Consider the following 23,418-nt stretch of genomic DNA (forward strand, 5'->3'; position numbering starts at 1 on the left):
GTTCCTGAGCGAGCGCAGCGGGACCCAGGATCACCCCTGCTTCGCGATGTCTCCGTACAGCGTGAAGATCGGCAGGTAGAGCGAGATCACCATGCCGCCGATGATCACGCCCAGGCCCACGATCAGCACCGGCTCGATCAGCGAGGACAGCTGCTCGGTGGCGGTCTCCACCTCGTCCTCGTAGAAGTCGGCGATGCTGCCGAGCATCTGCGCGAGGGTGCCGGACTCCTCGCCGACGGCGACCATCTGCGACACCATCGGCGGGAAGACCCCGGCCTTCGCCAGCGGCACGGCGAACGAGCGACCGCCGCGGATCGACTCCTGGATGTCGCGCACGGTCTGCTCGATCTTCCAGTTGTTCGACGCCTGGCCGACGATCGACAGCGCCTGGATGATCGGCACCCCCGCGTCCAGCATCATCGACAGGTTCCGGCTGAACCGGGCGACGGCCATCTTGGTGATCAGCGGGCCGAAGATCGGCAGCCGCAGCTTGACCGGATCGACCACGCGCCGGTAGCCGTCGGTGTAGCGGTTGCGCACCCACCAGATCCAGGCGATCACGATCACCACGACCAGCAGGGGCAGGATCCAGATCATGTTGTGCGAGATCGTCACCAGGATCTGGGTGGGCAGCGGCAGCTGGCCTCCCAGCCCGGCGAACATCTTCTCGAACACCGGGACGATGAAGGTCACCATCACGAGCACGCCGATCAGGGCGATGACGAGCACGACGGCCGGGTAGGTGGTCGCCGAGCGGATCTTGCCGTGCAGCTCGGCCTGCTTCCGGTAGTTCTCGGCGATCGAGTCGAGTGCCGCGCCGAGGAATCCGCCGGACTCGCCGACGCGGACGATCGAGACCATCAGCGGAGGGAAGATCAGCGGATGCCGCTGCAGCGCCGCCGACAGCGAGGAGCCGCTCTCGACATCGGCCGAGACCGTGGTCAGCACGGCCTTGAGCCGCTTGTCCGAAGTCTGATCGGCGAGCACGTTCAGGGTGCGCATGAGCGGAAGGCCCGCGTTGATCAGAGCGGACATCTGCCGTGCGAAGATCGCGAGCGTCTTCGCCGAGACGCCGCGGTTCAGGCTCGGCAGGGTGATCTCCCGGCGCAGACCGGTCTTCTCCACCAGGGCCACCTGCACGGGCATGAGGCCCTGCGCCCGGAGCTTGGCGGTGACGGCGCTGTCGCTGGTGGCATCCATCGTGCCCTTGACCGTCTGCGTGGTGGCGGGATCGATCGCCTGGTACTGCCATTCCTGCATGGTGGCCATCAGGAACCCCACTCCTCGAGCTGCTGCTCGACCGCGTAGTGCGACCAGGACTCGGCATCCAGGTCGGTCGGCCGCACGAACACGCCGTCCAGGGATGCCGGGTCGGTGGCGAAGGTGCGGGCCACAGCGGCCGAGATCGCGCCCTCCCCCACCAGACGCCGCAGATCCTGGTCGAGGGTGTGCATGCCGTCGGTGGCCCCGGCCTGCATGGCCGTGTACAACTGGGCGACCTGGCCCTCTCGGATGAGATTCGCGACGGCCGGGTTGTTGATGAGCACCTCGGTGGCGATCGTGCGGCCGTTCGACTGCGCGCGCGGCAGCAGCGTCTGGCTGATGATGCCCTGCAGGGTGTCGCCCAGCTGCGTGCGGATCTGGTGCTGCTGGTCGGCCGGGAACACGTCCACGATGCGGTTGACCGACTTCGCGGCGCCCTGCGTGTGCAGGGTGGAGAGCACCAGGTGCCCGGTCTCCGCGGCGGAGAGAGCCGTCATGATCGACTCCGGGTCGCGGAGCTCGCCGACCAGGATCACGTCGGGGTCCTGCCGCAGCACGCGGCGCAGCGCCTCGGCGAACGAGTTCGTGTCGCTGCCCACCTCGCGCTGGTGGATGAGCGCGCGGCGGCTGGTGTGGTGGAACTCGATCGGGTCCTCGATGGTGACGATGTGCACCGGTCGGATGCTGTTGATGATGTCGACCATGGCGGTCAGCGTGGTCGACTTGCCCGACCCGGTGGGGCCGGTCAGCAGCACCAGGCCGCGCGGGCGCAGGGCCAGGTCGCGGGCGATGGCGGGCGCGCCGAGCTCTTCGAGTGTGAAGACCCGGTCGGGGATGAAGCGCAGCGCCATGGCGATGGCGCCGAGCTGACGGAACACGTTCACGCGGAACCGGCCGATGCCCTCGGCAGCGTGGGCGAGGTCGACCTCGTGGTGCCGTTCGAAGTCGGCGCGCTGGCCGGTGTTCATCAGCCCGAAGGCGGCGGCGCGCACCCAGTCCTCGCCGACGGCATCCGGATGCCCGGGGATGCCGACCAGGTCGCCGTCGACGCGCATCAGCGGGACGGCGTCGGCGGTGATGTGCACATCGGATGCGCCGGAGCGGGCGCCGATGCGGAGCAGCTCGGTGAGGGTGGTCATCTCACTCGCCTCCAGTGCTCTGCAGGAACGCGATCGCGGTGATCTGCATCTCGAACGCGCCGCCCGACTCGGTGGTGGTCGCCGTGTCGATGGCGATGGCGCGCGGGCCCGCGCGCAGCCCGTCGAGGAAGGCGAACGTGCTGGCGATGTCGGGGGCCGAGATGCGGACGCTGAGCTGCACCTGCTGGCGGGTGGACGCTGCAGGAGCGGGGGTGCCCGTCGCCGGGGTCGCCCCGCTTGCGGCATCCGTCGCCGCGGCGTTCGCGTTCGCCTGCCCGGCGGTGTCCTTGGCCGCGTCGATCGGCGTCCCGGTCGTCGGGGTCGGGGTCGGGGTCGGCGCCGGGGCGGGTGCGGCGGTTGCGGCCGCGGCATCCTTCGCCCCGGTCCGGGCGGCGAAGGTCTCGAGGTCGCCACGGCTGGCATCCGTCACGGTGACCCCGGCGTCGGTCGCCGCGCGGGAGATGCGCTCGAACACCTGATTGAGGAGCTGCTGCTCGGGGATCTGCCCGCGCAGCTGCGTGACGGCACCCTGGATGTCGGTCAGGTGCGCCTTCTGCGTGGTGAGGGAGGCGATCTGCTTCTCGAACCCCGCGTTCGTCGCGGCGACCTGCTCGCGCTGGCTGTCCGCGGAGACCACGCCGCCGATGAGCGGGACGACGCCCACGAGCACGGCGACGACGATCACGGCCGCAGAGATGAGGGCCCCGATGAGGGTGATCAGCTGCTTGGTCATCACTTCTTCCCCTCTGCGGCGAATCGTCCGGTGTAGATGCGCTGATCGAACGAGACGTCGATCGTGTAGGTGTAGTGGCCGTCCTGGGTGGTGCTCTCGACCATCGCGTTCGCGTCGCTGAGCATGATGGCGCCGACGGTGCGCAGCCGCTCGGCGATGGACGCGATGTCGAGCGTGTTGGGGCTGTCGAGCGTGACCGTGCCTTCGAGGCCGACGGCCTTCTTCGCGTCGTCGTCGCTGAGCTTGGTGGCCGCGGGGGCGCCGGGAGTGAGCTCGAACCCGATCAGCGTGACGCCGCCGGGCAGGGCGGATTCGACGGCCGAGCGCACGTCCTGCCAGGCGATGTCGGAGCCCATCGCCTCGGCGAGATAGGCGCGCAGGTCGCGGTCGGCGGCGAGCGCGCCGCTCACCTCGGAGAGTCCGCCGATCTGCTGGACGAGGGTCGTGGTGCGGTTCTGCTCGGCGGCGAGCTGCTGCTGCGCCAGCTGGTTCCACAGCCATGCGCCGGCGACGAGCGCCGCCGAGAGGACCACGGCGGCGATGCCGACCCAGATCCAGCGGCCGGCGAGGGTCTCCCGCTCACGGCGGGCGACCTCGGAGGGCGGCAGCAGATTGACCCGGGGGATGCCGAGCGTCGAAGCGGGTGCGGTGCGGGACATCAGCTGTCCTTTCCGAAGGCCAGGCCGGCGGTGCCCACCAGGTTCATGGCGAGGTCGCCGACCGGTGCGGCGTCCTTGACCGCCGCGACGTCGGTGAGCGAGATGACCCGCACGGGTGCGTCGGCGCGCTCCGCGAGGCCGGTGTGGATGCCTTCGACGGCGGCGCCCCCTCCGGTCAGCAGCACCTGCTGGATGGCGGTGGCGCCGGGGCGGTTCAGATAGAAGGAGAGCGTGCTGCGCAGACGGGCGATCAGGTCCGCGACCGGGCGGCCCCCGACGTCCGCGCGCAGGGCGCCGCGCGGAACGATGCCGGCGGCGCCGACGGCATCCTCCGGGTTGTGCAGCCGTGCCGGGTCGACCGTGTTGGCGATGTCAGTCACGGTCGAGAGCGGGCGGCCGTCGTCGGTGATCGACAGGAGCGCCGAGCGGCGGCGGACCGCAGCCGTCTCGAGGTCCGCCGGAAGGATGCGGACGAACTCAGGGATGCCGTCGCGCATGATCACCACCTGCGTGGTGTGGTCGCCGACGTGGACGACGGCGACGGTGCCCTCGGGGGCCGTGACGCGGGCGGCGCGGGCCAGTCCGAAGGCGGTGAGGTCGACGCTCTGCACCCGGATCTTGGTGCGCGTGAACGCGGCGATGAGCTGCTCGACGGTCTCGGCGACGGCGGCGACCAGCAGGCCGTGCAGCTGATCGCCCTGCTGCGTGGTCGGGTAGTAGTCGAGCACCGCCTGATTGACGGGGACCGGGAGCAGGTCCTGGACCTGGAACGGCAGGGCCCGGCGCAGCACGTCGGGCGGCATCACCGCGGTGCTGTACTCGCGCACGAGCACGCGGCGGCTCGCGATGCCCAGGGTGACGGAGCGGCTCTTGATGCGCGCGCCCGTCCAGAGCTGGCGCAGCGCGACGGCCACGGCGCCCTCGTCGACGATCTCGGAGTCCTTGGCGGCATCCGGTGGCAGCGCCACCTCGCCGTACGCGAGCACACGCGGCGATCTGCCGGTGCTCACCTCGACGGCCCGCACGCTCTCCTCGGTGATCTCCACACCGACACTCGTGCTGCTCATTCCCCTTCTCCCCTTCTCGAGCCCCTCAGCTCATGAGTCCCAGGTACCAGCGGCCCACCGGCTCGCCCACGACGATCCCCACCCACGCGCCCGCGATGATCCACGGGCCGAAGGGGATGGCCGATCTTCGCTTCGCACGGCCGGTCAGCAGCAGGATGCCGCCGAAGATCCCGCCGAGCAGGAAGGCCGCGAAGGCGCCGAAGACCAGGGCTCCCCAGCCGAACCAGCCCAGCACCGTGCCGACCAGGCCGGCCAGCTTCACGTCGCCGCCGCCCATGCCACGCGGGCTGATCAGGCGGACGATGAGGTAGAAGAGGAAGAGTGCCGCGCCGCCGATGAGCGCGCGGAGGAACGGCCACCAGTCGATGCCGGCGGTCGCTGGGCCTGTCGAAGCGTCGCCGCTCACCGGTTCGAGCCCCGCGAGCAGTGTCGTGACGAGCAGCAGTACGACGATCGCCGCCCACCCGGGCAGCACGATCGCATCGGGGAGCCGCTTGACGTCGAGGTCGATGAGCGTGAGCGCCACGCTGAGCGCGGCGAAGACCTCGAGCGTGATCAGGGTGCCCCAGAACTCCCCCGATCCGAACCACAGCGGTCCGTCGACCGGGCGAAGATCAAATGGCTGGCCGAGGGTCACGCCCGCCGCCACCAGCGCGAAGAAGACGGCTGTCAGTGCCTCGACGATCGGATAACGCGGCGAGATGCCCCGCCCACAGCTCGCGCACCTGCCCCGCAGTGCGAACCACGAGACGACCGGAACGTTCTGATACCAGCGGATGCCCGCGTCGCACCGCGGGCACCGGCTCTCCCGCACGAGCGGGATCCCCGCCGGAACGCGATACGCGACCACGTTCAGGAACGATCCGATCGCGAGCCCGAACAGGACCGCGAAGACCGTGATGAAGAGGATGGCGGGGGTCATGGGTTGGGAACCTCACGCTGCACGACTCGCGCGCCCAGCTTCTGCACCAGGGTCGTGTCTCCGCCGACACCGTCATCGCCCTTGATCGTGCAGCCGAGCTTCTCGAGCGCACCAGGCCACGACATGGTGGCGCAGGTGTAGGAGGAACCGGCGTGAAAGTTGGTGGTGTCATTCGAGTAGAGCTGGCCGGAGAAGCTGGCCGTGACGGTTCCCGTCAGACCGCAGGGCGAGTAGACCATCACCTTGAGGTTGCTGCTGACGACCGCGGATGTGCCGAAGCTGTCGTTCTGATTGCCGTTGCCGCAGGTCGGCTTCGGGAAGCCATCGGCGTCGACGTCGGTCAGGCTGGCGTCGGAGTGCACGAGGAACAGCTGATGCGCGCCGTTGCTCGTGGTTCCGGCGAGATCGACCAGCATCCGCTGCCCAGGCGGCACGATGATCGTCACATCACGGGTGAGCTTCGCGCTGGAGGTCAGCTTGATGTCCAGTGCCTTCGTGCAGCCTGTGAAGTCGAGGACGAGGGGTGTGGTTCCTGCACCGACAAGTCCCGTCACGTACGGCGATGCCGTGCCCGAGTTCTGGAGTTTGGAGCAGTCGCCCGGCGTGATGGTCCCCCAGCCCGACGTGTTGTTCAGGTCGAGCCACTTCGTCGCCTGGAGCAGCCAGTCGAGCGGGGGGACGAAGGTCGGTGCGGGGCCGCTGCCGCTTCTCGCGCCGGTCGTCCACGCCGTCGTATCGACGTTCGCCGCCACGGACGAGGTCACAGTGCCGCCGACGGTCGCAGTGCCGCCACCGCCCGCGACGAGGTCGATGCGCTCCTTCGCTGAGATTCGACCGTCGATCGACGGGTTCCCGTTGGAGCTGAAGTTCACGAAGCTGTTCGTCGTGATGTCGCCGTGCGCGCCGGTGCGGGGGTTCGCCGTCACCTTCCAGCTGCTGGAGTTGCTCGATACCGACTTGGCAGCCCAGATGTCGCCCTTGATCGTGCAGTTGTTGCTCATCGAGACCGTGCCGGAGAGCACGTACAGGTCGCCGTCGAGCGTGCCGTCGACCGTGCACGACCAGTTGCCGTTCCGCAGCACCATGTCGCCCGTGTAATGAGAGACACCCTGGGAGACGTTGCCGGAGAAGTAGGTGACGACACCGCCGGGCACACTGCTGAACGACGCCGACCAGCGATACACCGACTGGATCGTCGTCCTGTCGCCGCTCGGGCCCGTCCCAGTCGATTCGATGAGGACGTACGCGGTGTCGGCGGTCGGGCAGGTCGGAGTCAGACCCGTCGTGCTGATCTGGCCGTCGGAGGCCACCGGGTATGCGTTCGCGACGTACTCGGGCGATGTGGACGAAGCCGTCATCCTGCTGTCGGAAGCGCAGCCGTCCGCGATCTGGGACACGACGGCATCCCGCCCCGACTCGGCCGCGATGAAGGCCTGGGTGCTGCTGCGGTTGTCGGCGTTCGCGCTGATCGTGAACATCACCGCCGCGGCGACCGTCGCCGCGATGATGAAGCCGACGAGCATCACGACGACGACCGCCACGAGGATCGCGCCGCGCTCCTCGCTCCCCGCGGTGCGCCGCGCCCACGCCTGCAACCTGCGTTTGATCACCAGCATGTGTTCGCGCCTCCCGTCGAGGGGAACCGACGCGCTGCCGACCCCGTGATGGTCACCGGCGCAGCATCCGTCTTGATGTTGAAGGAGAACGAGACGCGATCACCGCCACTGGCGAAGTACACGCCGCTGCCGCCTGTTGCGACGCCTCCCACTTCATGCCACGGCTTCGGCCAGGACGAGGTGAGCGCTCCCGGTAGCGCCGATGCGCTCGAAGTCATGTACAGCGCATCGTCCGAAGAGCCCGACGGCGCCGTGATCCAGAACGCCTGGCACTGCTTGGCCCCGGCGAGGCTGGTCTGCACGCGAAGCATCCGGCCGCCGTCCGTCACGTCGAACGCCTGAGCGTTGCGCATCGCGCGCTCGATGCTCTGCCCGTACAGCTGACCGCTGTTGGTCGCCTCGGTGGTGGTGGTCACGGTGTCCTGCGCTTTGACGGAGTTGATGAAGATCATGCCGATCGCGACCCCCAGCACGCCGATGAGGAGCACCACGATGATCAGCTCGATGAGCGAGAGCCCGTCGTCATCCCGGAGGTTCATGGCACGAACACCTTGCCGTGCACGCTCGCGATGCTCTTGCCGTCGAGCATCGCCTCGAGCGGAAGGTCGATGAGGTTTCCCGGGGTGCAGCTGAGCGCCTGCCCGTCCTTCAGCCGCACCGTGATCGACCCGTTGCGCCCGTCCGGCTTCGCCACCGCGGCGAGATCGAGCTCGTGCTGGATGTCCGTGCAGGTGGGCTTCTCGTATCCCCGGATCTGCTCGACGACCGCGTTCACCTGCCGGGTGGCCGTGGCGACGCTCGACTGCTCGGCCGAGTAGCGGATGCCGTTCCACAGCGCAGGCAGCAGCGCCATGGCGATGATGGCCAGGAGCACCATTGCGATGATGACCTCGACCAGGCCGAAGCCGTCATCCGCTCGGGAATGCGGAGACATGAGGAGTCCTCAAAGGAGGTTGCCGAAGCGGAGGCCCGAGGAAGGGCCTCCGCTTCGAAGGTCAGGAGTCGATCAGCAGCCAGGGCCGGCCTTGACCGCAGTCACATCCCAGCTGGAACCAGCGACCTTATCGGCCTGCATACAGACCTTGTCGATGGTGGTGAATGTCCCAACGACCGTGACGCTGATGTCGGTCGTCGTCATCTTCGTCGCCACAGATGCCGGGGTAGTCGTGGTGTCAGAATCCGCGAGCGCTGCGGCAGCTGCCGATGCAGCACTGGAAGCAGCCGTAGCGACAGAGTTCTGTTGAGCGGTCTTCTGGATGTTCCCGAAGATCGGAATCGCGATCGCAACCAGGATGCCCAGGATCACGACAACGATGATCAGCTCGATGAGCGAGAAGCCGGCATCCTTGCCCTGCTCCTGCCGCTCAGCCTTCTTTGCCTCGATGAGGCGGTGGATAGTGCCCATGACAGAGTTCCCTCCGGGACGGCGGGTAGGGGAAAGCCCTCTGTGCGCCGGCGCGCCCCAGCAGCGCCTGTCGATTACCGTCAGTCCCGGTCCCCAGAGTTCGGAGCCGCCGCCATCCCAGTATTGAGCGGCTCCTTGAGCACATATTGGACCCACAGCATCCGCTCCACAAGACCCAAAAGTCACGGTCCGGTCACGGCGATGAACTGGACGCCGTCCAGCATCCAACGCCCTCCGCCCGTCGCCGTGGGAGCGCGCCCATCCGCGCCATCTCGGGCGACCTGACAGAAGCGACCTTCCCTGGCTCCCATCGGCGTCGGGAGCGGTGGGCGCGTCCGGTCAGATCGTCGTCACCGACCGAGCCGCCGCCGCGTCACGCCGAGCGCCGCCACCATCCGCGGCGGCGTCGCGGCTGCGCATCCGCCTGCTCCGCAGCATCCGCATCCGCGACCGCCCGCGCAGTGGTGCGACGCTCGCGCCACGCCGCCACCTCGGCGTCGACGTCGCGCGTCTTCGTGACGACCGGCGGGCCGCCGAGCAGCTGGCGACGCGCCTCGATGACACGGCGGTTGAAGTCCTCGAGCACGCCGCGGACGTCCTCCTCACGGCCGAGCCGATCGAGGTCGTCGTCGAGTCCGCGGTCCTCGACGCGCAGCAAGAGCGCAGGCGGGCCGAGACCGGAGAGGTTCTCGGTCTCGATCTTCCTGCGGATCCACCAGTCCGGATCGTGGTGCGTGCCGAGCCCTTCGAGAGGCTTGCCCGCGCCGGGCAGGTCATCGAAGACGCCCTGCCGGATCGCGAGCTGGATCGCCGTCTCGACGAACTCCGACTTGTTCTGCGCATTCAGCACCATCGGCGCCTCGGCGGGCTGCTCGGGCTCGGGCTGCTCGCCCGCGTCCCGCTGCGCTCGATAGCGGGCGGCATTGCTCATCGCGTCGGACATCGGATCACCTCCGGTGCTTCCAGGGTATGCGACGGCCGTGTCGGGAGGCGCAGATAGTGTTCGGATCGGGCTCGGGAGCGGATCCGCCGTAATCGTATCTATGTTCTGATTTTAGATGATTCTTGTCGGCTTAGTGTAGAATAAATGCTTGATAGACGGCGCGAGGCTCCGTATCGTTGTGGTATGTCAGCTCCCCTGGTCAACCTGCACGAAGCCGTCTCGGTCCTCGATGCAGTGTGGGCGGATGCTGACGATGATGACCGGTTGGCTCGGGCCGATCTGATGGCCTTGAATGCGGCGATCGGGTCGGCTCGACGGGCTCTGGATGCCCTCCAGGCACGGGTCGCGGCCGGTATCGCGCATGAGTCGCGTGCGGAGCTGGGGGCGGAGTCGCTGGCGAAGCAGGCCGGGTTCCGGACGCCCGCAGCTCTGATCGCTGCGACGACCGGGGTTTCGACGGGGGATGCTGCGCGGCTGGTGAGGGTCGGGGAGGCGGTGGCGCCCCGGGTGGATCTGGTCGGTGAGCGGATGCCGGCGAAATACCCCGCCGTGGAGGTGGCGCTGTCCGCCGGTGAGGTGGGTGCTGCCGGGGCCGCGGTGATCGTGGAGTTCCTGGACCGTGCCCGCATCGGAGGCGACCGGGACGTCGTCGCGGACGTGGAAGAGCGGCTCGTGGAACGCGCAGTCGGACTGTCCCTGGATGATGTGCGCCGACTCGTCAAACGAGCCGAGATCGTGCTGGAGCAGGACAAGCTCGAAGCACGTGAGGAGGAGCGCCGTGCGTCCCGGTCACTGACCTTCTTCGAACGCGACGGGATGCTGCACCTGAGCCTTGTCACCGACGTGGAATCCGGTGCACCGATCCGCACCGCGATCGACGGATACGTCACCGCCCAGTTCCAGGCACGCAAGGACGCCGAGGCCGCGGCGGTCGCCGCACGCAGGGCGGACGGGGATGCCGGGGCCGATGGCGCCTCGACCGCTCCCGGGGCGGGCCTCACGGGCGCGGGCGGGGTGGATGAGGACCGCCGGACGGTCGCGATGATGCGCGCCGACGCGCTCACCCTGTTCTGCGGGCACGTGATCGGCTGCGAAACCTCCGCCCCCGTCGCAGGCGCGACCGTGATCGTCAGGGTCGACCTCGGCGACCTCGAGACCGGCACCGGGCACGGCACCATCGATGGGACCGACCAGCCGGTCTCCGTGACCGCGATCCGGCGGATGGCCGCCGCCGGTGGTGTCATCCCGTGCGTGCTCGGCTCCGATGGTGAGATCCTCGACCTCGGACGCGAACGACGCCTGTTCACCCGGGCCCAGAAACTCGCCCTCATCGAACGCGACGGCGGGTGCGCACGATGCGGACTCCCACCCCACATGACCAAGGTCCACCACATCAACTGGTGGAAACGCGACACCGGGCCGACAGACCTGTCCAACGGCGTCCTGCTCTGCGAATCCTGCCACCACCGCATCCACGACAACGGGTGGAACATCAGAATCGACAGCCCACCCGGAGCAGGCGCGAGCCAACCCGCCGGCGGCGGCACGGGTCGGCATCACGGCACCGGAGTCAACGTGCACGCGAAAGTCTGGTTCATCCCACCCGCCCACATCGACCCCACCCGCACCCCACAACTCGGCGGACGCGCCCGCTACGACATCGCCGCCTGAGTTCGTGGCCGGCAATCCAGGGACCGGCGACTACGCGACCTCGCCGGCCCAGCACCGAAGCCCGGCTGGAGACGACCCCTCCGCCCGCACGCCATAGGCTCGTGAGGTGGCATCCCCCGCATCCGCTCCCCCGTCGCTGAACCGCGAGATCCTGCACCTCGCCGTGCCGGCACTCGGAGCACTCGTCGCCGAGCCGTTGTTCCTCATCCTCGACGCGGCGATGGTCGGCCATCTCGGCACCACCCCGCTCGCGGGCCTCGGAATCGCCAGCGCCGTCCTGCAGACCATCGTCGGCCTGATGATCTTCCTCGCCTACTCGACCACCCCGGCCGTCGCCCGCCGATTCGGCGCGGGCCGCCCCGGCGACGCCGTCTCCGTCGGCATCGACGGCATGTGGCTCGCCCTCGGCCTCGGCGCCGTCCTCGCGATCGTCGGCGCCCTCACCACCCCCTGGCTGGTCAGCCTGTTCGGCGCCGCCGACACCGTCGCCGTCGAAGCCCGCACCTACCTGACGATCTCCATGTGGGGCCTGCCCGCCATGCTCATCGTCTACGCCGCCACCGGCCTGCTCCGCGGCATGCAGGACACCGTCACGCCGCTCTGGATCGCCGGCCTCGGCTTCGGCGCCAACGCCCTGCTGAACTGGATCTTCATCTACGGCTTCGGCTGGGGCATCGCCGGCTCCGCGTTCGGCACCGTCACTGCGCAGTGGGGCATGGTCGCCGCCTACGTGCTCGTCATCCGCCGTCTCGCCATCCGGCACGGCGCCTCGATGAAGGCGCAGGGCGAAGGCATCCGCGGCACCGCCCGCTCCGGCGGCTGGCTGTTCCTGCGCACCGTCAGCCTGCGCATCGCCCTGCTCGCCACCGTCGCCATCGCGACCGGCATCGGCACGCAGGAGCTCGCCGGCTGGCAGATCGCGTTCACGATCTTCTCCACCGCGGCCTTCGCGCTCGACGCGCTCGCGATCGCCGCGCAGGCCCTGATCGGCAAGAGCCTCGGCTCCGGCGACCTCACCCAGGTGCACCGCGTGCTGCGCCGCACCACCGCCTGGGGCGTGTGGTTCGGCATCCTCGTCGGCGCGCTCGTCGCAGCACTCTCCGGAGTTCTGGGGATCGTCTTCACCGGGGATGCCGCGATCGCCGCCCAGGTTCAGCCGGCGTTGATCGTGCTCGCCGTCGCCCAGCCCATCGCCGGCGTCGTCTTCGTGCTGGACGGCGTGCTGATGGGCGCGAACGACGCCCGCTACCTCGCCATCGCGGGCGGGCTGAACCTGGTGCCGTTCCTGCCGGCGCTGTGGATCATCGCCGCCACCGGCATCGACGGCACCGTCGGCCTGCTGTGGCTGGCCGTCGCATTCTTCGGCGTCTACCTGCTCGCCCGCCTCGGCACCCTCGGCTGGCGCGTCCGCACCGACCAGTGGACGAGGGCGGCCGCTTAGTCAGGCGACCTCGCCCGCCGCCACCGTCTCCGCCAGCATGTGCACGCGCGGCAGGTGGTGGGCGCCGTAGAAGTCCGCGGACACCAGGCGCGCGGCATCCACCTCATCGACAGAAGCGTGCGCGAGCACGGCGAGCACCGCGAGCCCATGCATCCAGCCACCGGCGAGCGTGCCGAGCAGCATCAGGTACGGCACGCTCACGCCGTAGGCGTCGCGGGTCTGGCCGAAGCCGACCACGGATGCCGTCGCCGCACGTGCTGCATCGACAGCCCGCGACAAGCGATCGGCGGTGCGCGCAGCCACCGGGTTATCGACAGCGCGCAGATCGGACACCGTCGCCGAGATCGCGGCGAACAGTTGCTCCGCCGTCGCGCCGCCGTCGCGGATCACCTTGCGGCCGATCAGGTCGTTGGACTGGATCGCCGTCGTGCCCTCGTAGATCGGCATGATGCGCGCGTCGCGGTAGTGCTGCGCGACGCCGGTCTCCTCGATGAAGCCCATGCCGCCGTGCACCTGGATCGCGTCGCTGGTCAGCGCCACGGCATCCTCCGTCGCCCAGCCCTTCAGGACCGGCACGAAGAACTCGGCGAGCGCGCCCGTCCCGTCGGCCTCGGCCCGGTCGAACAGGTCACCCAGGTACACGCCCAGCGCACGCATCGCGAACAGACGGCTCTGCATCGACAGCAGCAGGCGGCGCACATCCGGATGCCCGGCGATCGGCGTGCCCGCCGGACGGTCGAGCACCGCCCCCTGCAGACGCGAATCCGCGTACGCGACAGCCTGCTGATAGGCGCGGTCCGAGATGCCGGTCGCCTGGAACCCCATCCCCGCACGCGCGGAGTTCATCATCACGAACATGCCGGCGAGCCCGCCGCCGACCTCGCCGACGAGATACCCCGTGGCGTCCTCGTAGGCGAGCACGCAGGTCGGGCTGCCGTGGATGCCGAGCTTATGCTCGACGGCCACCGTCGTGACCGCATTGCGCTCGCCCGGGTCACCGGCGGCATCGGGCAGGAACTTGGGCACCACGAACAGCGACAGCCCCCTGGCCCCGGCGGGGGCGTCGGGCGTGCGCGCGAGCACCAGGTGCACGATGTTCTCGGCCACGTCGTGGTCGCCCCAGGTGATGAAGATCTTCTGGCCGCTGACGCCCCACGAGCCGTCGGCGCGCGGCGTCGCCATCGTGCGGATCGCGCCCAGATCGGTTCCGGCGTCGGGCTCCGTGAGGTTCATCGTGCCGGTCCAGGTGCCGGCGACGAGCTTGGTCAGGTACGTCTCGCGCAGCTCGTCGGATGCCGCGGCATCCAGCGCGTGGATCTGGCCCGCCGTCAGCAGCCAGCACAGCGCGAACGCGGCGTTGGAGCCGTTCCAGATCTCGCCGAGACCGGCGCGGATGCTGCCGGGCAGCCCGTCTCCGCCTGCGGACTCGGGCGCCTCGGCGCTGACCCACCCCGCCTCGACGAACGCCTGATACGCCTCGGCGAACCCGGCCGGAAGATGCACCTGACCGTCTTCGAGGCGCGCACCCTCGCGGTCGCCGACGGTCTCGAGCGGAGCCAGCACCGATGCGGCGAACTCGCCCGCACCCGCGATGATCTCGGTGGCGTCCTCGGCGCTGAACGCGCCTCCCGTGCCGCGCGCGACCAGGTCGAGGCCGAACGCCTCGCCGAACAGGAAGCGGTAATCGTCGACCGGCGGGGTGTAGTCGGATGCCATGGCGGACTCCAATCCGTTTGAGACTGAGCGTCAGTTTACGCGAGACTGCGTCTCAAGGGAATCGGATGTTCCTCTCCGGCTCCCGTGAACACGTCCGCAATGCGAAGCACTCGCCGTCCCGGGCATGCACCAGCGCATCGATCGTCTCGTTCAGACGTCGATGCGCTGATGACCTCGGCCTGCGCGGCGGGTGATTCAGCCGGCAGCGACCGCCTCGGCAGGGTGCGGTGTCTGCGACCGCTCGCCCCGGCGATGCATCGCGTAGCCCCACGTCGCGAGCGCGAGCAGCGGGCCCCAGAGCCAGAACGGGAGCATGAGCGCCATCTCCAGCACCCCGGCGACCACCTTCGGCCCCGTCGCGGCCATCACCAGGAAGTCGATCCCGCCGAACGTGAACAGCACCGCGACCAGGCTCGCCGGCACGACCGCCAGCCCGACGGGCACGCGGCGTCCGCCCAGACCCGCCATCCAGCGCGGGAACCGCTCGCCCCACGGCCGCACCAGACCGAGCGTGAGCACGCCGCCGGTCAGCATCCCGAGACCGAGCACCAGCCCCAGCAGCCGCATCGACGGATCGGCGTCGAGCACCTCGGCGTTGGGCGCGAACAGCGGCCACGGCGTGAGCCAGCTGGCACGGGCGATGACGTACGGGGCTGCGCACAGCGCCGCCGTGACGGTGATCGCGACCCGGTGACGCCGCACCCACGCGGCGAACCCGTTGCGCGAGGCGCCGGCGTCGAGCATGGTCCACAGCACGATCGCCGTGGCCGCACCGATGTGCGCGAGAGAGACGAGCATCGCGGGGACGGCCGCCACGAACCCGCCCGAGACCGAGGCGAACAGGGCGGGTGCGTCGAACCCCAGCACGGCCACCGCAACGACGGCGCCGAGAAGCCCGGCCACGACGATGCCGGCCAGCGGGCGACGCAGCACCAGCAGCACGGTCGCCGCGACGATGCCGGCGAGCACCGAGAACGCGAAGAGGTAACCGGCCAGCGGGATGATCCCGCCCGGTGAGGTGAGCGCGACCAGCACGCCCGACAGCACAGCGGCGACGCGCTGCGGCCAGGCGGTGCGCGGTGCGCCGCGGGATGCGGACGCCATCGCGACGACCACCACCGCGACGACGGCGAGACCGCCGGCCAGCCCGACGGTCTGCTCGGCGATCACGCCGAACAGGGTGCCGACGACGCCCGGATCGAGGTCGTCGAGAGCGTCGACCGCCCCGGACAGCAGCAGCCGGAGCAGGCTGACGACGGCGACGGACGCCGCGGCGACAGCAGCCACCGCGAGGACAGGGATGCGGAGTCGAATGTTCATGACTCCATGCTCGAGAACCGGCGGCAGGCTGCCATCGCCCGCGAGGGGCATCCGCTCACCCGCACGGGTGATCTCGCGACGACGGCCTCCGAGCGCGAGGCCGGTCTGCTGACCCATCGCTGCGCGAAGCACGAGCACTGAGCCCTCTCGGCACGACCTCACTGCTGAGGAATCTCCGCTCACCTGCACGGCGAACCGGTCACGGAACCGTGCGGGCGCGACGCCGATGCGATCGCGCATCATCCGGCGGCTGGACCGGGCAAGGTTCCAGCCGCCGTCGGCCCGTCGTCACGCGCCGGGCCGCAGCACGCCGTTCTCGTACGCCCAGATCACCACGTGCACGCGGTCGGGCAGCCCGAGCTTCGCCAGCACCGCCTTCACATGCGTCTTGACCGTGTTCTCGGAGAGGAACAGCCGCTGCGCGATCTGCTCGTTCGAAGCCCCGGTCGCGAGGGCGCGCGCCACATCCTGCTCGCGCGCACTGAGCACGTCGAGCGCCTCGGATGCCGCGATCGGAGTGCCTCCGCGCACGAACCCGAGCAGCGCCCGCGTGGCGCTCTCCGACATGGCCGAGTTGCCCGCGGCGACCGCGATCACGGCATCCGCGAGCTCGGCCGGCGAGACGTCCTTGGTGAGGAATCCGCTCGCGCCGGCGCGGATCGCCTCGTACACGTACTCGTCGAGGTCGAACGTGGTCAGCACGATCACGCGCGCACCGGGCCTCATCCGCAGGACCTCGCGCGTCGCCGCGATGCCGTCGATCGCGGGCATCCGGATGTCCATCAGCACCACGTCGACACCGTGCGCGCGCACGTGCTCGATCGCCTCGGCGCCTCCCGGGACGGCGACGACCGAGGCGATGCGCGGATCGCGCCCCAGGGTCAGCGCGATCGCGTCGCGGAAGAGCTCCTGATCGTCGACGATCAGCACGCGGACACTCATGCCGCCCCCTTCCGGTCGGGCACGACCACCGGGATCCGCGCGGCCAGCACCCACCCGCGCGGCCGCACCGGACCCGCGGCCAGCATGCCGCCGACGGATTCCACGCGCTCGGCCAGGCCGATCAGCCCCGCCCCTGTGCCGAGGCCCGCCTCCGCGGGCCCCGCACCGCCGTCGTCCGTCACGGTCGCGCGCAGCTCGGCATCCGCCCACTCCAGCACCACGTCGATCCGCACCGGATGCCGGGCATGACGCACCGCATTGGTGAGACCCTCCTGCACCACGCGGTGCACGGCGACCACCGCAGGCACGGGCAGCGGCAGACGCGCGCCGCGCTCCTCCAGAGCGACCTCGCAGACCGGACTGCGGATGGCGTCGACCAGCGCCGGCAGATCGTCGAGGGTGGGAGCGGGCGCCCTGGCGGCATCCGGATCCGTGCGCACGACCGATCGCATCCCGCGCAGCGCCTCGCGCCCCGTGTCGGCGACCGTCGCGAGCGCCGCGTCCGCACGCACGGGGTCGTCGCGCAGCAGTGCACGGGCGACGTCGGCCTGCGCGATCATCACCGTCATGGAGTGCGCGACCACGTCGTGCAGGTCGCGGCTGATCCGCATCCGCTCGTCGTCGATCGCCTGACGCACCCGCGCCTGCGTGCGCTCCTCGGCCTGCGTCCTGCGGGCACGCAGCAGCAGACCCACCGCCGCCGCGGCCGTGACGGCGGCGGCGAGCCCCGCGAACGCGCCCATCCGCAGCCCGGCATCGGCCGGAACCCCGGAGACGAACTCGAGAGTGGTCAGCGCGATCAGCCCGGCGCCCAGGATGCCGCTTCCCCAGGCGACCAGCGTCCACAGTCGCGGCGAGCGCGACGCGACCTGGCCCAGGCACAGCAGATAGCCGACGCCCGACGGGTACAGCGCCGCGGAGACAGCCACCGCCGGCGGCAGCACCGCGAGCAGAGCCATGACCGCTGTGGCGACAGCGAAGCCCGCGACCGGATGCCGCACGGCGAGCAGCGGCGCGGCCAGCAGCAGCGCGAGCAGGGCGGCGACCACGACGGTCGGGGCCGTGTCGACGGGCACGCCCAGCTGCACGAGCGCGGCGATGCTGGCGGGAAGCAGCAGCACGATCGCGCCGACCGCGATCAGCACGTCGGGGCGCAGCCAGAACGCCCACCCGGAGGGGCGGGGCGCGGCGGCGGACGGCGTCGACATCGCCCTCATGCTCTCACGCGCCCTGCGCGAGGGGATCACCCGCGCGGGTGAGGTCCGCCCTGCACCGCCGCGGAATCGCGGCGGACCCGATCAGGCCTGCCGGGCGTACCGGCGGCACCACTCGTACATCACGACGGCCGCCGCCGCGCTGGCGTTGATCGATCGGGTCGACCCGTACTGGGTGATCTCGATGTGCCCGGATGCCGCGGCCAGCGCCTCTTCGGAGAGCCCCGGGCCCTCCTGGCCGAACAGCAGCACGCAGCGCTCCGGAAGCTCGGCCCGGTCGACGGGGACAGCATCGCCCACGTTGTCGACCGCGATGATCGGGATGCCCTCGCCGGAAGCCCAGGCGGCGAAGGACTCCACGTCCGGGTGGTGCACGACGTGCTGGTACCGGTCGGTGACCATGGCACCTCGCTTGTTCCAGCGGCGGCGGCCGATGATGTGCACAGTGTCGGCGAGGAACGCATTGGCGCTGCGCACGATCGAGCCGATGTTCATGTCGTGCTGCCAGTTCTCGATGGCGACGTGGAACGGATGCCGCTGCAGGTCGAGATCGGCGACGATCGCCTCCATCCGCCAGTACCGGTACCGGTCGATCACGTTGCGGGTGTCGCCGTGCTCGAGCAGCTCGCGGTCGTACCAGTCCCCGACCGGCCACTCCCCCTGCCAGGGTCCGACGCCGTGCGTCGTGCGCTCAGGCGTCGGGTCGGGGGCGTGCTCTTCCACTCCGCAAGGCTATCGGGCGGCCGCTGGGTCGCAGTTCGTGCCGGATTCCCGGCTGCGCTGGCATCCAGGTCGCGATTCGCCCCGGAATTCGCGCGTCAGAGCGGGACGAACTGCGACCTGGAGATCCGACGGCGCGGAGAGCGGGACGAACCGCGATCTGGCCACCCGACATGACTTTTAGGCATACCGAAAACACGCTAGGATTTCGGTATGCCTAAATCAGCGCGGATCGAGGAGACCGGGGTCGACCAGGAGGTGCCCCGACGCGGCATCCGTGTGCCGTGGACCGGCTTGAGCCTGCTCGGACCGGCGCTCGTCGCCGGCGTCGCGTATCTCGACCCGGGGAACGTCGCCAGCAACATGACCGCCGGCGCGCGCTACGGCTACCTGCTGGTGTGGGTCGTGCTGGCGGGCAACGTGATGGCCTGGCTGATCCAGTACCTGTCCGCCAAGCTCGGCGTCGTCACCGGCAGGAGCCTGCCCGAGGTGCTCGGCGCCCGCATCCGCAACCCGTGGGCGCGTCGCGCCTACTGGCTGCAGGCCGAGCTCGTGGCGATGGCCACCGACATCGCCGAGGTGCTCGGCGGCGCCGTCGCACTGAACCTGCTGTTCGGCATCCCCCTGCTGCTGGGCGGAGTGATCACCGGAACCGTCTCGATCGTGCTGCTGGCCGTGCACTCGCGCCGCGGCGCCCGCCATTTCGAGTTCGTCATCATCGGCCTGATGGCCCTGATCGTGGTCGGCTTCGTCGCAGGCCTGGTGGTCGCCCCGCCGGACCCGGCGGGAGTCGTCGGCGGGATGCTGCCCCGCTTCGCGGACAGCGGCTCCGTGCTGCTGGCGGCATCCATCCTCGGCGCGACGATCATGCCGCACGCGATCTACGCCCACAGCGCCCTGGCCAGGGACCGGTTCCCGGCCACGGTCTCCCGCTCCCACAGCATCCGGACCCTCCTCACCGCCACCCGCTGGGACGTGACGATCGCGATGCTCATCGCCGGCTCCGTGAACCTCGCCATCCTCCTGGTGGCCGCCGCCAACCTGGCGGGGGTCGAGGGCACCGACTCCCTCGAGGGCGCGCACGCGGCGATCACGGCGAACCTCGGCCCGCTCATCGGCACCCTGTTCGCGGTCGGACTGCTCGCGTCCGGCCTCGCCTCCACATCGGTGGGCGCCTACGCGGGCGCCGAGATCATGCACGGGTTGCTCACCGTGCGCATCCCCCTGCTCGCGCGCCGGCTCGTCACGCTGATCCCGGCGCTGGTCATCCTCGGAGTCGGGTTCGACCCCACGCTCGCGCTGGTGCTCAGCCAGGTCGTGCTCTCGTTCGGCATCCCGTTCGCGCTGATCCCGCTGGTCGCGCTCACCGCCCAGCGGCGCACGCTCGGCGAGCACGCCAACCGCCGCCTGACGACGTTCCTCGGCATCCTGTTCTCGGTGCTGATCATCGCCCTGAATGCGGTACTGCTCTGGCTGGTCGCCACGGGCTGACCCGGCCGGCAGCCTGCGGACACGCACTCGCTCCCGTCGCACAGGCACGTGCGACGGGAGCGAGACGCGCCCCAGGCAGAGGACAGCCGATCAGCGGTCGCCGAGGGTCGCCGTCCACTGCGACGCGGCGCCGTCAGCGATGCGGTACCAGGCGTCCGGAACCGCGACCACCGACACCTCGCCGGTGGCGCGCACCTTCGCGTTGGCCGCGTCGGCCTTCACGCCGTTCACGTAGAACGTGACGCCGGCGACGCGAGGCAGCCGAACCTCGTCGTGCGCGGTGCCCGGCCTGTCCTTGAACACCGGCGCCGCAGGCGTGACCGGCGCAGTCAGCACCGGAGCCTTCACCCAGTCGATGTCGCTGGCGAGATAGAACGACGTGTACGCGGGCTGGTTGTACACCGTCTGCTGCCGTGCGGTCTCGACGCGGTACTGCACGTCCTGCATCAGCGTCGCCAGCTTGTGCGACGTCGGCTCGGTGGTTGTGTAGAAGCGCAGCGCGCTCGAGTCCGCGGTGCGCACGAGCAGCTCCTCACGCCAGTCTCCGAGCACATCGGCGACGAGCGACGGGTTGCCCTTCGTGCCGTTGTTGGTCAGCGTGCCGTCCGCGGTCAGCAGCCGGCCGCGCGTCCAATCGTCGATGGTCGGCGTCTGGGTGCCGCTGCCGTTGACGATCTGCGTGGTCAGGTCGCCGGCCCAGCGGATGGACATGTTGGTGCCGGGAGTCGCCGTTGAGAGGATCTCGCCCTTCGCACTCAGCAGTCCGCTGGCATCCGTGCCGCCCGGCATGCTCGACCACACCTCGATGCCCGGCACGTCCAGACGGACGTCGCCGATCATCGCGCGGCCGGTGTCCTTGCCGGAGTACGCACCGAACAGAGCCTCGCCGGTCGCGGCATCGCGCAGCACCGAGCCGTACGGCGCGTACGCGCCGCCCTCGTGCGCCGTCCAGATCTCCAGGCCGGGGCGGGAGGGATCGATGTCCGTCACATGCATGGCGTCACCGTGTCCGAGGCGGACGTCGGCACCGGGGTCGGCGCTGCCCTCGGGGAGGACGTCATGCGAGCTGTACAGCAGGCTGCCGTCGTCGTCGATCGTGGCGGAGCCGTAGACGAGCTCCTGCCTGCCGTCGGAGTCGACGTCGGCCAGGCTCAGCGAATGATCGCCCTGAGTCGTGATGCCGCCGTACACCGGGTCGGTGCCGTCCCGCCCGTGCGGCGAGTCGTTGAACGGGTTCGTCATGGGCACCTGGCCGCTGTCGACCTGCCACCGCTGGGTCAGGCGCTTGCCGTCCCAGTCGAGCGTGGTGATCGTGGTGCGCGTGTAGTAGCCGCGGGCGAAGACGGCCGAAGGATGCTGTCCGTCGAAGTATCCGACGCCCGAGAGGAAGCGGTCGACGCGATTGGCCGGCTCGATGCGGGCCATCGCGTAGTCGCCCCAGAGCAGGCCGTCGTCTCCGCGCTCGGTGGGATACGCGATGGTCTGCAGCTCCTTGCCGGTCGCGCTGTCGAAGACGCTCAGGTACTCGGGACCGTCCACGATGAAGCCCTCGAACTCGCGCAGCAGGTTCTTGGCGCTGCGGCTCGGCGCATACACGTCGATGAACGTGTCGGCGAGCTCCTCGGCATCCGCACGGCTGAGCGGGTACTCGTGCGTGACCGGCATCCCCCACGCCTCCTCGAGCGTGGCGGGCCATTGTCCGGAGCGCACCTCGGGCCGGTCGCTCCAGCCCAGGAACATGTCGACGAGATGCTGCTCGTAGTCGGCGGCGCTGAGACGGTAGTCGTCAGTGTTCGAGTAGCCCGCCTTCACGTCGCTCTTGGGCATGGTGATGTAGCGCTCGGAGGCGATCGAGCCGTCGGCGGCGTAGCGGATCGTCTTGGTCCCCGGCGCGGTCTTCAGCATGGTCTCGGCCCTGCCGTCGCCGTCGAAGTCGTAGACGAGGAACTGCGTGTAGTGCGCGCCGGCGCGGATGTTCACGCCGAGGTCGAGCCGGTTCAGCAGGGTCCCGTCGAGTTCGTAGGTGTCGAGGTAGACGCTGCCGGTGTACCCGCGCTGCGACACGTCCTTGGAGTTGGACGGGTCCCACTTCACGACGTACTCGTACTGCCCGTCGCCGTCGACATCACCCACCGACACGTCGTTCGCGGAGTAGGTGTACGCCTCGCCCTTCGGCGTGACGCCGTCGGCGGGCTTCTGCAGCGGGAGGTCGTAGTGACCCTGCGCCCACACGGTGACCGGATCGGATGCCGCCAGCTCGACGCCGTGCACGACGGGCACGACCGTGTACTCGGACGAGGCCGTTCCGGCGGCATCCGCGTAGTTCGTGCTGTCGGTGACCACCGCGACCCGCTCGCCGTCGCGGTAGACGGCGAAGTCGGGCCCGGCCTGACCGGTGTCGGTCGTGCCGGTGACCTCCGACGCGAGCAGACGCCAGCTGAGGAAGACGCCGTCGCTCGTCGAGACGGCCACCAGGCCGCGGTCGAGCGTCTCCAGCTGCGGCGCGCTGGATCGCGCCTGCGGCGCGGCGGGGGATGCCGACGCGGATGCCGATGCCGATGCCGATGCCGATGCCGATGCCGATGCCGACTGCACTCCGCCGGCGAGCAGGCATCCGACCGCCACCACCGCCAGTGACGTGCGGAAGGGAAGGGATCTGGGATTCATCATTGAAACTCCTCTGGGCTGGGCCCCGTTGGATAGCGCTTTCCGCGCGACCTGAAACTATCGCGCGCAGCGTCGGGGATCAAGAGATTTGAGACGATTCATTACATCGATGTACAAAGGTCGACGTCCGCTTGCCCGAACGTCCCGGGTAGGCTCGAAGCCATGCCCTCCGCCCCCGCCAAGAAGCACCGCGACGACTCGCAGGCCCGTCGCGCGATGCGCCTGTGCACCTGGTTCGCGCTCATCGCCGGCGCGCTGGGCGTGGTGCTCATCGCCTGGCCGCGCCTGCTGCCCGCCGGTGGCCCGTGGGTGCAGCTGGTGCTCGGCGCGATGACGCTGTTCCTCGCCTTCCGCGCGCGGGCGATCGGCACCAGGGGCGTGAACGACTACGACGGCCGCCTGTCGCTGCTGGCCGCGATGGCCGGCTTCGCGACCATGTTCTTCGCCGGCAGCGCCGCCTTCGGCGTGCTCGCCGCGCTGGGAGGGTGA

Annotated in this window: 22 protein-coding genes; 5 read left to right on the top strand and 17 right to left on the bottom strand. The window is 70.0% G+C overall.

Annotated elements, in window-relative coordinates:
• Positions 1-30 precede the first annotated feature (30 nt).
• The 11 genes from MIAR_RS16370 to MIAR_RS16420 all read right to left on the bottom strand — a co-directional run bounded on the left by MIAR_RS16370 (position 31) and on the right by MIAR_RS16420 (position 9,747).
• On the bottom strand, positions 31-1,269 hold the full coding sequence (locus MIAR_RS16370; protein WP_285638098.1) for a type II secretion system F family protein: 1,239 nt from the start codon (positions 1,267-1,269) through the stop codon (positions 31-33).
• Positions 1,269-2,402, bottom strand: a complete 1,134-nt coding sequence (locus MIAR_RS16375; protein ID WP_285638099.1) for a type IV pilus twitching motility protein PilT — start codon at positions 2,400-2,402, stop codon at positions 1,269-1,271. Before MIAR_RS16375 ends, MIAR_RS16370 begins: the two co-directional genes overlap by 1 nt.
• Before the next feature lies 1 nt (position 2,403).
• Positions 2,404-3,135 (bottom strand): hypothetical protein, encoded by a 732-nt coding sequence (locus MIAR_RS16380; RefSeq protein ID WP_285638100.1) that lies wholly within the window; start codon positions 3,133-3,135, stop codon positions 2,404-2,406.
• The gene (locus MIAR_RS16385) at positions 3,135-3,794 is read right to left on the bottom strand and encodes a PilN domain-containing protein (RefSeq protein WP_285638101.1); all 660 of its coding nucleotides are present in this window, start codon (positions 3,792-3,794) and stop codon (positions 3,135-3,137) included. Before MIAR_RS16385 ends, MIAR_RS16380 begins: the two co-directional genes overlap by 1 nt.
• Positions 3,794-4,861, bottom strand: a complete 1,068-nt coding sequence (gene pilM, locus MIAR_RS16390; RefSeq protein WP_285638103.1) for a type IV pilus biogenesis protein PilM — start codon at positions 4,859-4,861, stop codon at positions 3,794-3,796. The genes MIAR_RS16385 and pilM overlap by 1 nt, the downstream gene beginning before the upstream one ends.
• 25 nt (positions 4,862-4,886) lie before the next feature.
• Positions 4,887-5,783: a prepilin peptidase gene (locus tag MIAR_RS16395; RefSeq protein WP_285638105.1), complete on the bottom strand. Its 897-nt coding sequence runs from the start codon at positions 5,781-5,783 to the stop codon at positions 4,887-4,889.
• On the bottom strand, positions 5,780-7,399 hold the full coding sequence (locus tag MIAR_RS16400; protein ID WP_285638107.1) for a hypothetical protein: 1,620 nt from the start codon (positions 7,397-7,399) through the stop codon (positions 5,780-5,782). The genes MIAR_RS16395 and MIAR_RS16400 overlap by 4 nt, the downstream gene beginning before the upstream one ends.
• Positions 7,390-7,938 carry a prepilin-type N-terminal cleavage/methylation domain-containing protein gene (locus tag MIAR_RS16405; protein ID WP_285638109.1) on the bottom strand — a complete coding sequence of 183 codons (549 nt, stop codon included), beginning with the start codon at positions 7,936-7,938 and terminating at the stop codon, positions 7,390-7,392. The genes MIAR_RS16400 and MIAR_RS16405 overlap by 10 nt, the downstream gene beginning before the upstream one ends.
• On the bottom strand, positions 7,935-8,333 hold the full coding sequence (locus MIAR_RS16410; RefSeq protein WP_285638111.1) for a type IV pilus modification PilV family protein: 399 nt from the start codon (positions 8,331-8,333) through the stop codon (positions 7,935-7,937). The genes MIAR_RS16405 and MIAR_RS16410 overlap by 4 nt, the downstream gene beginning before the upstream one ends.
• Before the next feature lie 72 nt (positions 8,334-8,405).
• Positions 8,406-8,804 carry a type II secretion system protein gene (locus tag MIAR_RS16415; RefSeq protein WP_285638113.1) on the bottom strand — a complete coding sequence of 133 codons (399 nt, stop codon included), beginning with the start codon at positions 8,802-8,804 and terminating at the stop codon, positions 8,406-8,408.
• A gap of 373 nt (positions 8,805-9,177) precedes the next feature.
• On the bottom strand, positions 9,178-9,747 hold the full coding sequence (locus MIAR_RS16420; RefSeq protein ID WP_285638115.1) for a DnaJ family domain-containing protein: 570 nt from the start codon (positions 9,745-9,747) through the stop codon (positions 9,178-9,180).
• A 183-nt stretch (positions 9,748-9,930) separates the two neighbouring features.
• Between MIAR_RS16420 and MIAR_RS16425 the strand changes: the two genes are divergently transcribed.
• Positions 9,931-11,418, top strand: a complete 1,488-nt coding sequence (locus MIAR_RS16425; protein ID WP_285638117.1) for an HNH endonuclease — start codon at positions 9,931-9,933, stop codon at positions 11,416-11,418.
• A gap of 106 nt (positions 11,419-11,524) precedes the next feature.
• On the top strand, positions 11,525-12,859 hold the full coding sequence (locus tag MIAR_RS16430; RefSeq protein WP_285638119.1) for an MATE family efflux transporter: 1,335 nt from the start codon (positions 11,525-11,527) through the stop codon (positions 12,857-12,859).
• Here MIAR_RS16430 and MIAR_RS16435 read toward each other — a convergent pair whose 3' ends face one another.
• A complete protein-coding gene (locus MIAR_RS16435) occupies positions 12,860-14,575 on the bottom strand; it encodes an acyl-CoA dehydrogenase family protein (RefSeq protein ID WP_285638120.1) in 1,716 nt (571 codons plus the stop codon).
• 195 nt (positions 14,576-14,770) lie between these two features.
• On the bottom strand, positions 14,771-15,895 hold the full coding sequence (locus MIAR_RS16440) for a hypothetical protein (protein ID WP_285638122.1): 1,125 nt from the start codon (positions 15,893-15,895) through the stop codon (positions 14,771-14,773).
• 6 nt (positions 15,896-15,901) lie between these two features.
• On the opposite strand from MIAR_RS16440, the gene MIAR_RS16445 reads away from it, so the two are divergent.
• The gene (locus tag MIAR_RS16445) at positions 15,902-16,036 is read left to right on the top strand and encodes a hypothetical protein (RefSeq protein WP_285638124.1); all 135 of its coding nucleotides are present in this window, start codon (positions 15,902-15,904) and stop codon (positions 16,034-16,036) included.
• Positions 16,037-16,183: 147 nt separating this feature from the next.
• Here the strand turns inward: MIAR_RS16445 and MIAR_RS16450 are convergent, their stop codons facing one another.
• The 3 genes from MIAR_RS16450 to MIAR_RS16460 all read right to left on the bottom strand — a co-directional run bounded on the left by MIAR_RS16450 (position 16,184) and on the right by MIAR_RS16460 (position 18,774).
• Positions 16,184-16,837, bottom strand: a complete 654-nt coding sequence (locus MIAR_RS16450; RefSeq protein WP_285638126.1) for a response regulator — start codon at positions 16,835-16,837, stop codon at positions 16,184-16,186.
• Complete coding sequence (locus MIAR_RS16455) at positions 16,834-18,045, bottom strand: sensor histidine kinase (protein ID WP_285638128.1); 1,212 nt, start codon at positions 18,043-18,045, stop codon at positions 16,834-16,836. Before MIAR_RS16455 ends, MIAR_RS16450 begins: the two co-directional genes overlap by 4 nt.
• Positions 18,046-18,135: 90 nt before the next feature.
• A complete protein-coding gene (locus tag MIAR_RS16460) occupies positions 18,136-18,774 on the bottom strand; it encodes a TrmH family RNA methyltransferase (protein ID WP_285638130.1) in 639 nt (212 codons plus the stop codon).
• Between the two features lie 210 nt (positions 18,775-18,984).
• Here MIAR_RS16460 and MIAR_RS16465 point away from each other — a divergent pair, with 210 nt between their 5' ends.
• Positions 18,985-20,262: an Nramp family divalent metal transporter gene (locus MIAR_RS16465; protein WP_285638132.1), complete on the top strand. Its 1,278-nt coding sequence runs from the start codon at positions 18,985-18,987 to the stop codon at positions 20,260-20,262.
• Positions 20,263-20,352: 90 nt separating this feature from the next.
• Here MIAR_RS16465 and MIAR_RS16470 read toward each other — a convergent pair whose 3' ends face one another.
• Complete coding sequence (locus MIAR_RS16470) at positions 20,353-22,929, bottom strand: rhamnogalacturonan lyase (protein ID WP_285638553.1); 2,577 nt, start codon at positions 22,927-22,929, stop codon at positions 20,353-20,355.
• Between the two features lie 162 nt (positions 22,930-23,091).
• Between MIAR_RS16470 and MIAR_RS16475 the strand changes: the two genes are divergently transcribed.
• Positions 23,092-23,418, top strand: a complete 327-nt coding sequence (locus tag MIAR_RS16475) for a hypothetical protein (protein ID WP_285638134.1) — start codon at positions 23,092-23,094, stop codon at positions 23,416-23,418.

Source organism: Microbacterium arabinogalactanolyticum (assembly GCF_030268005.1).
GTDB lineage: Bacteria > Actinomycetota > Actinomycetes > Actinomycetales > Microbacteriaceae > Microbacterium > Microbacterium arabinogalactanolyticum.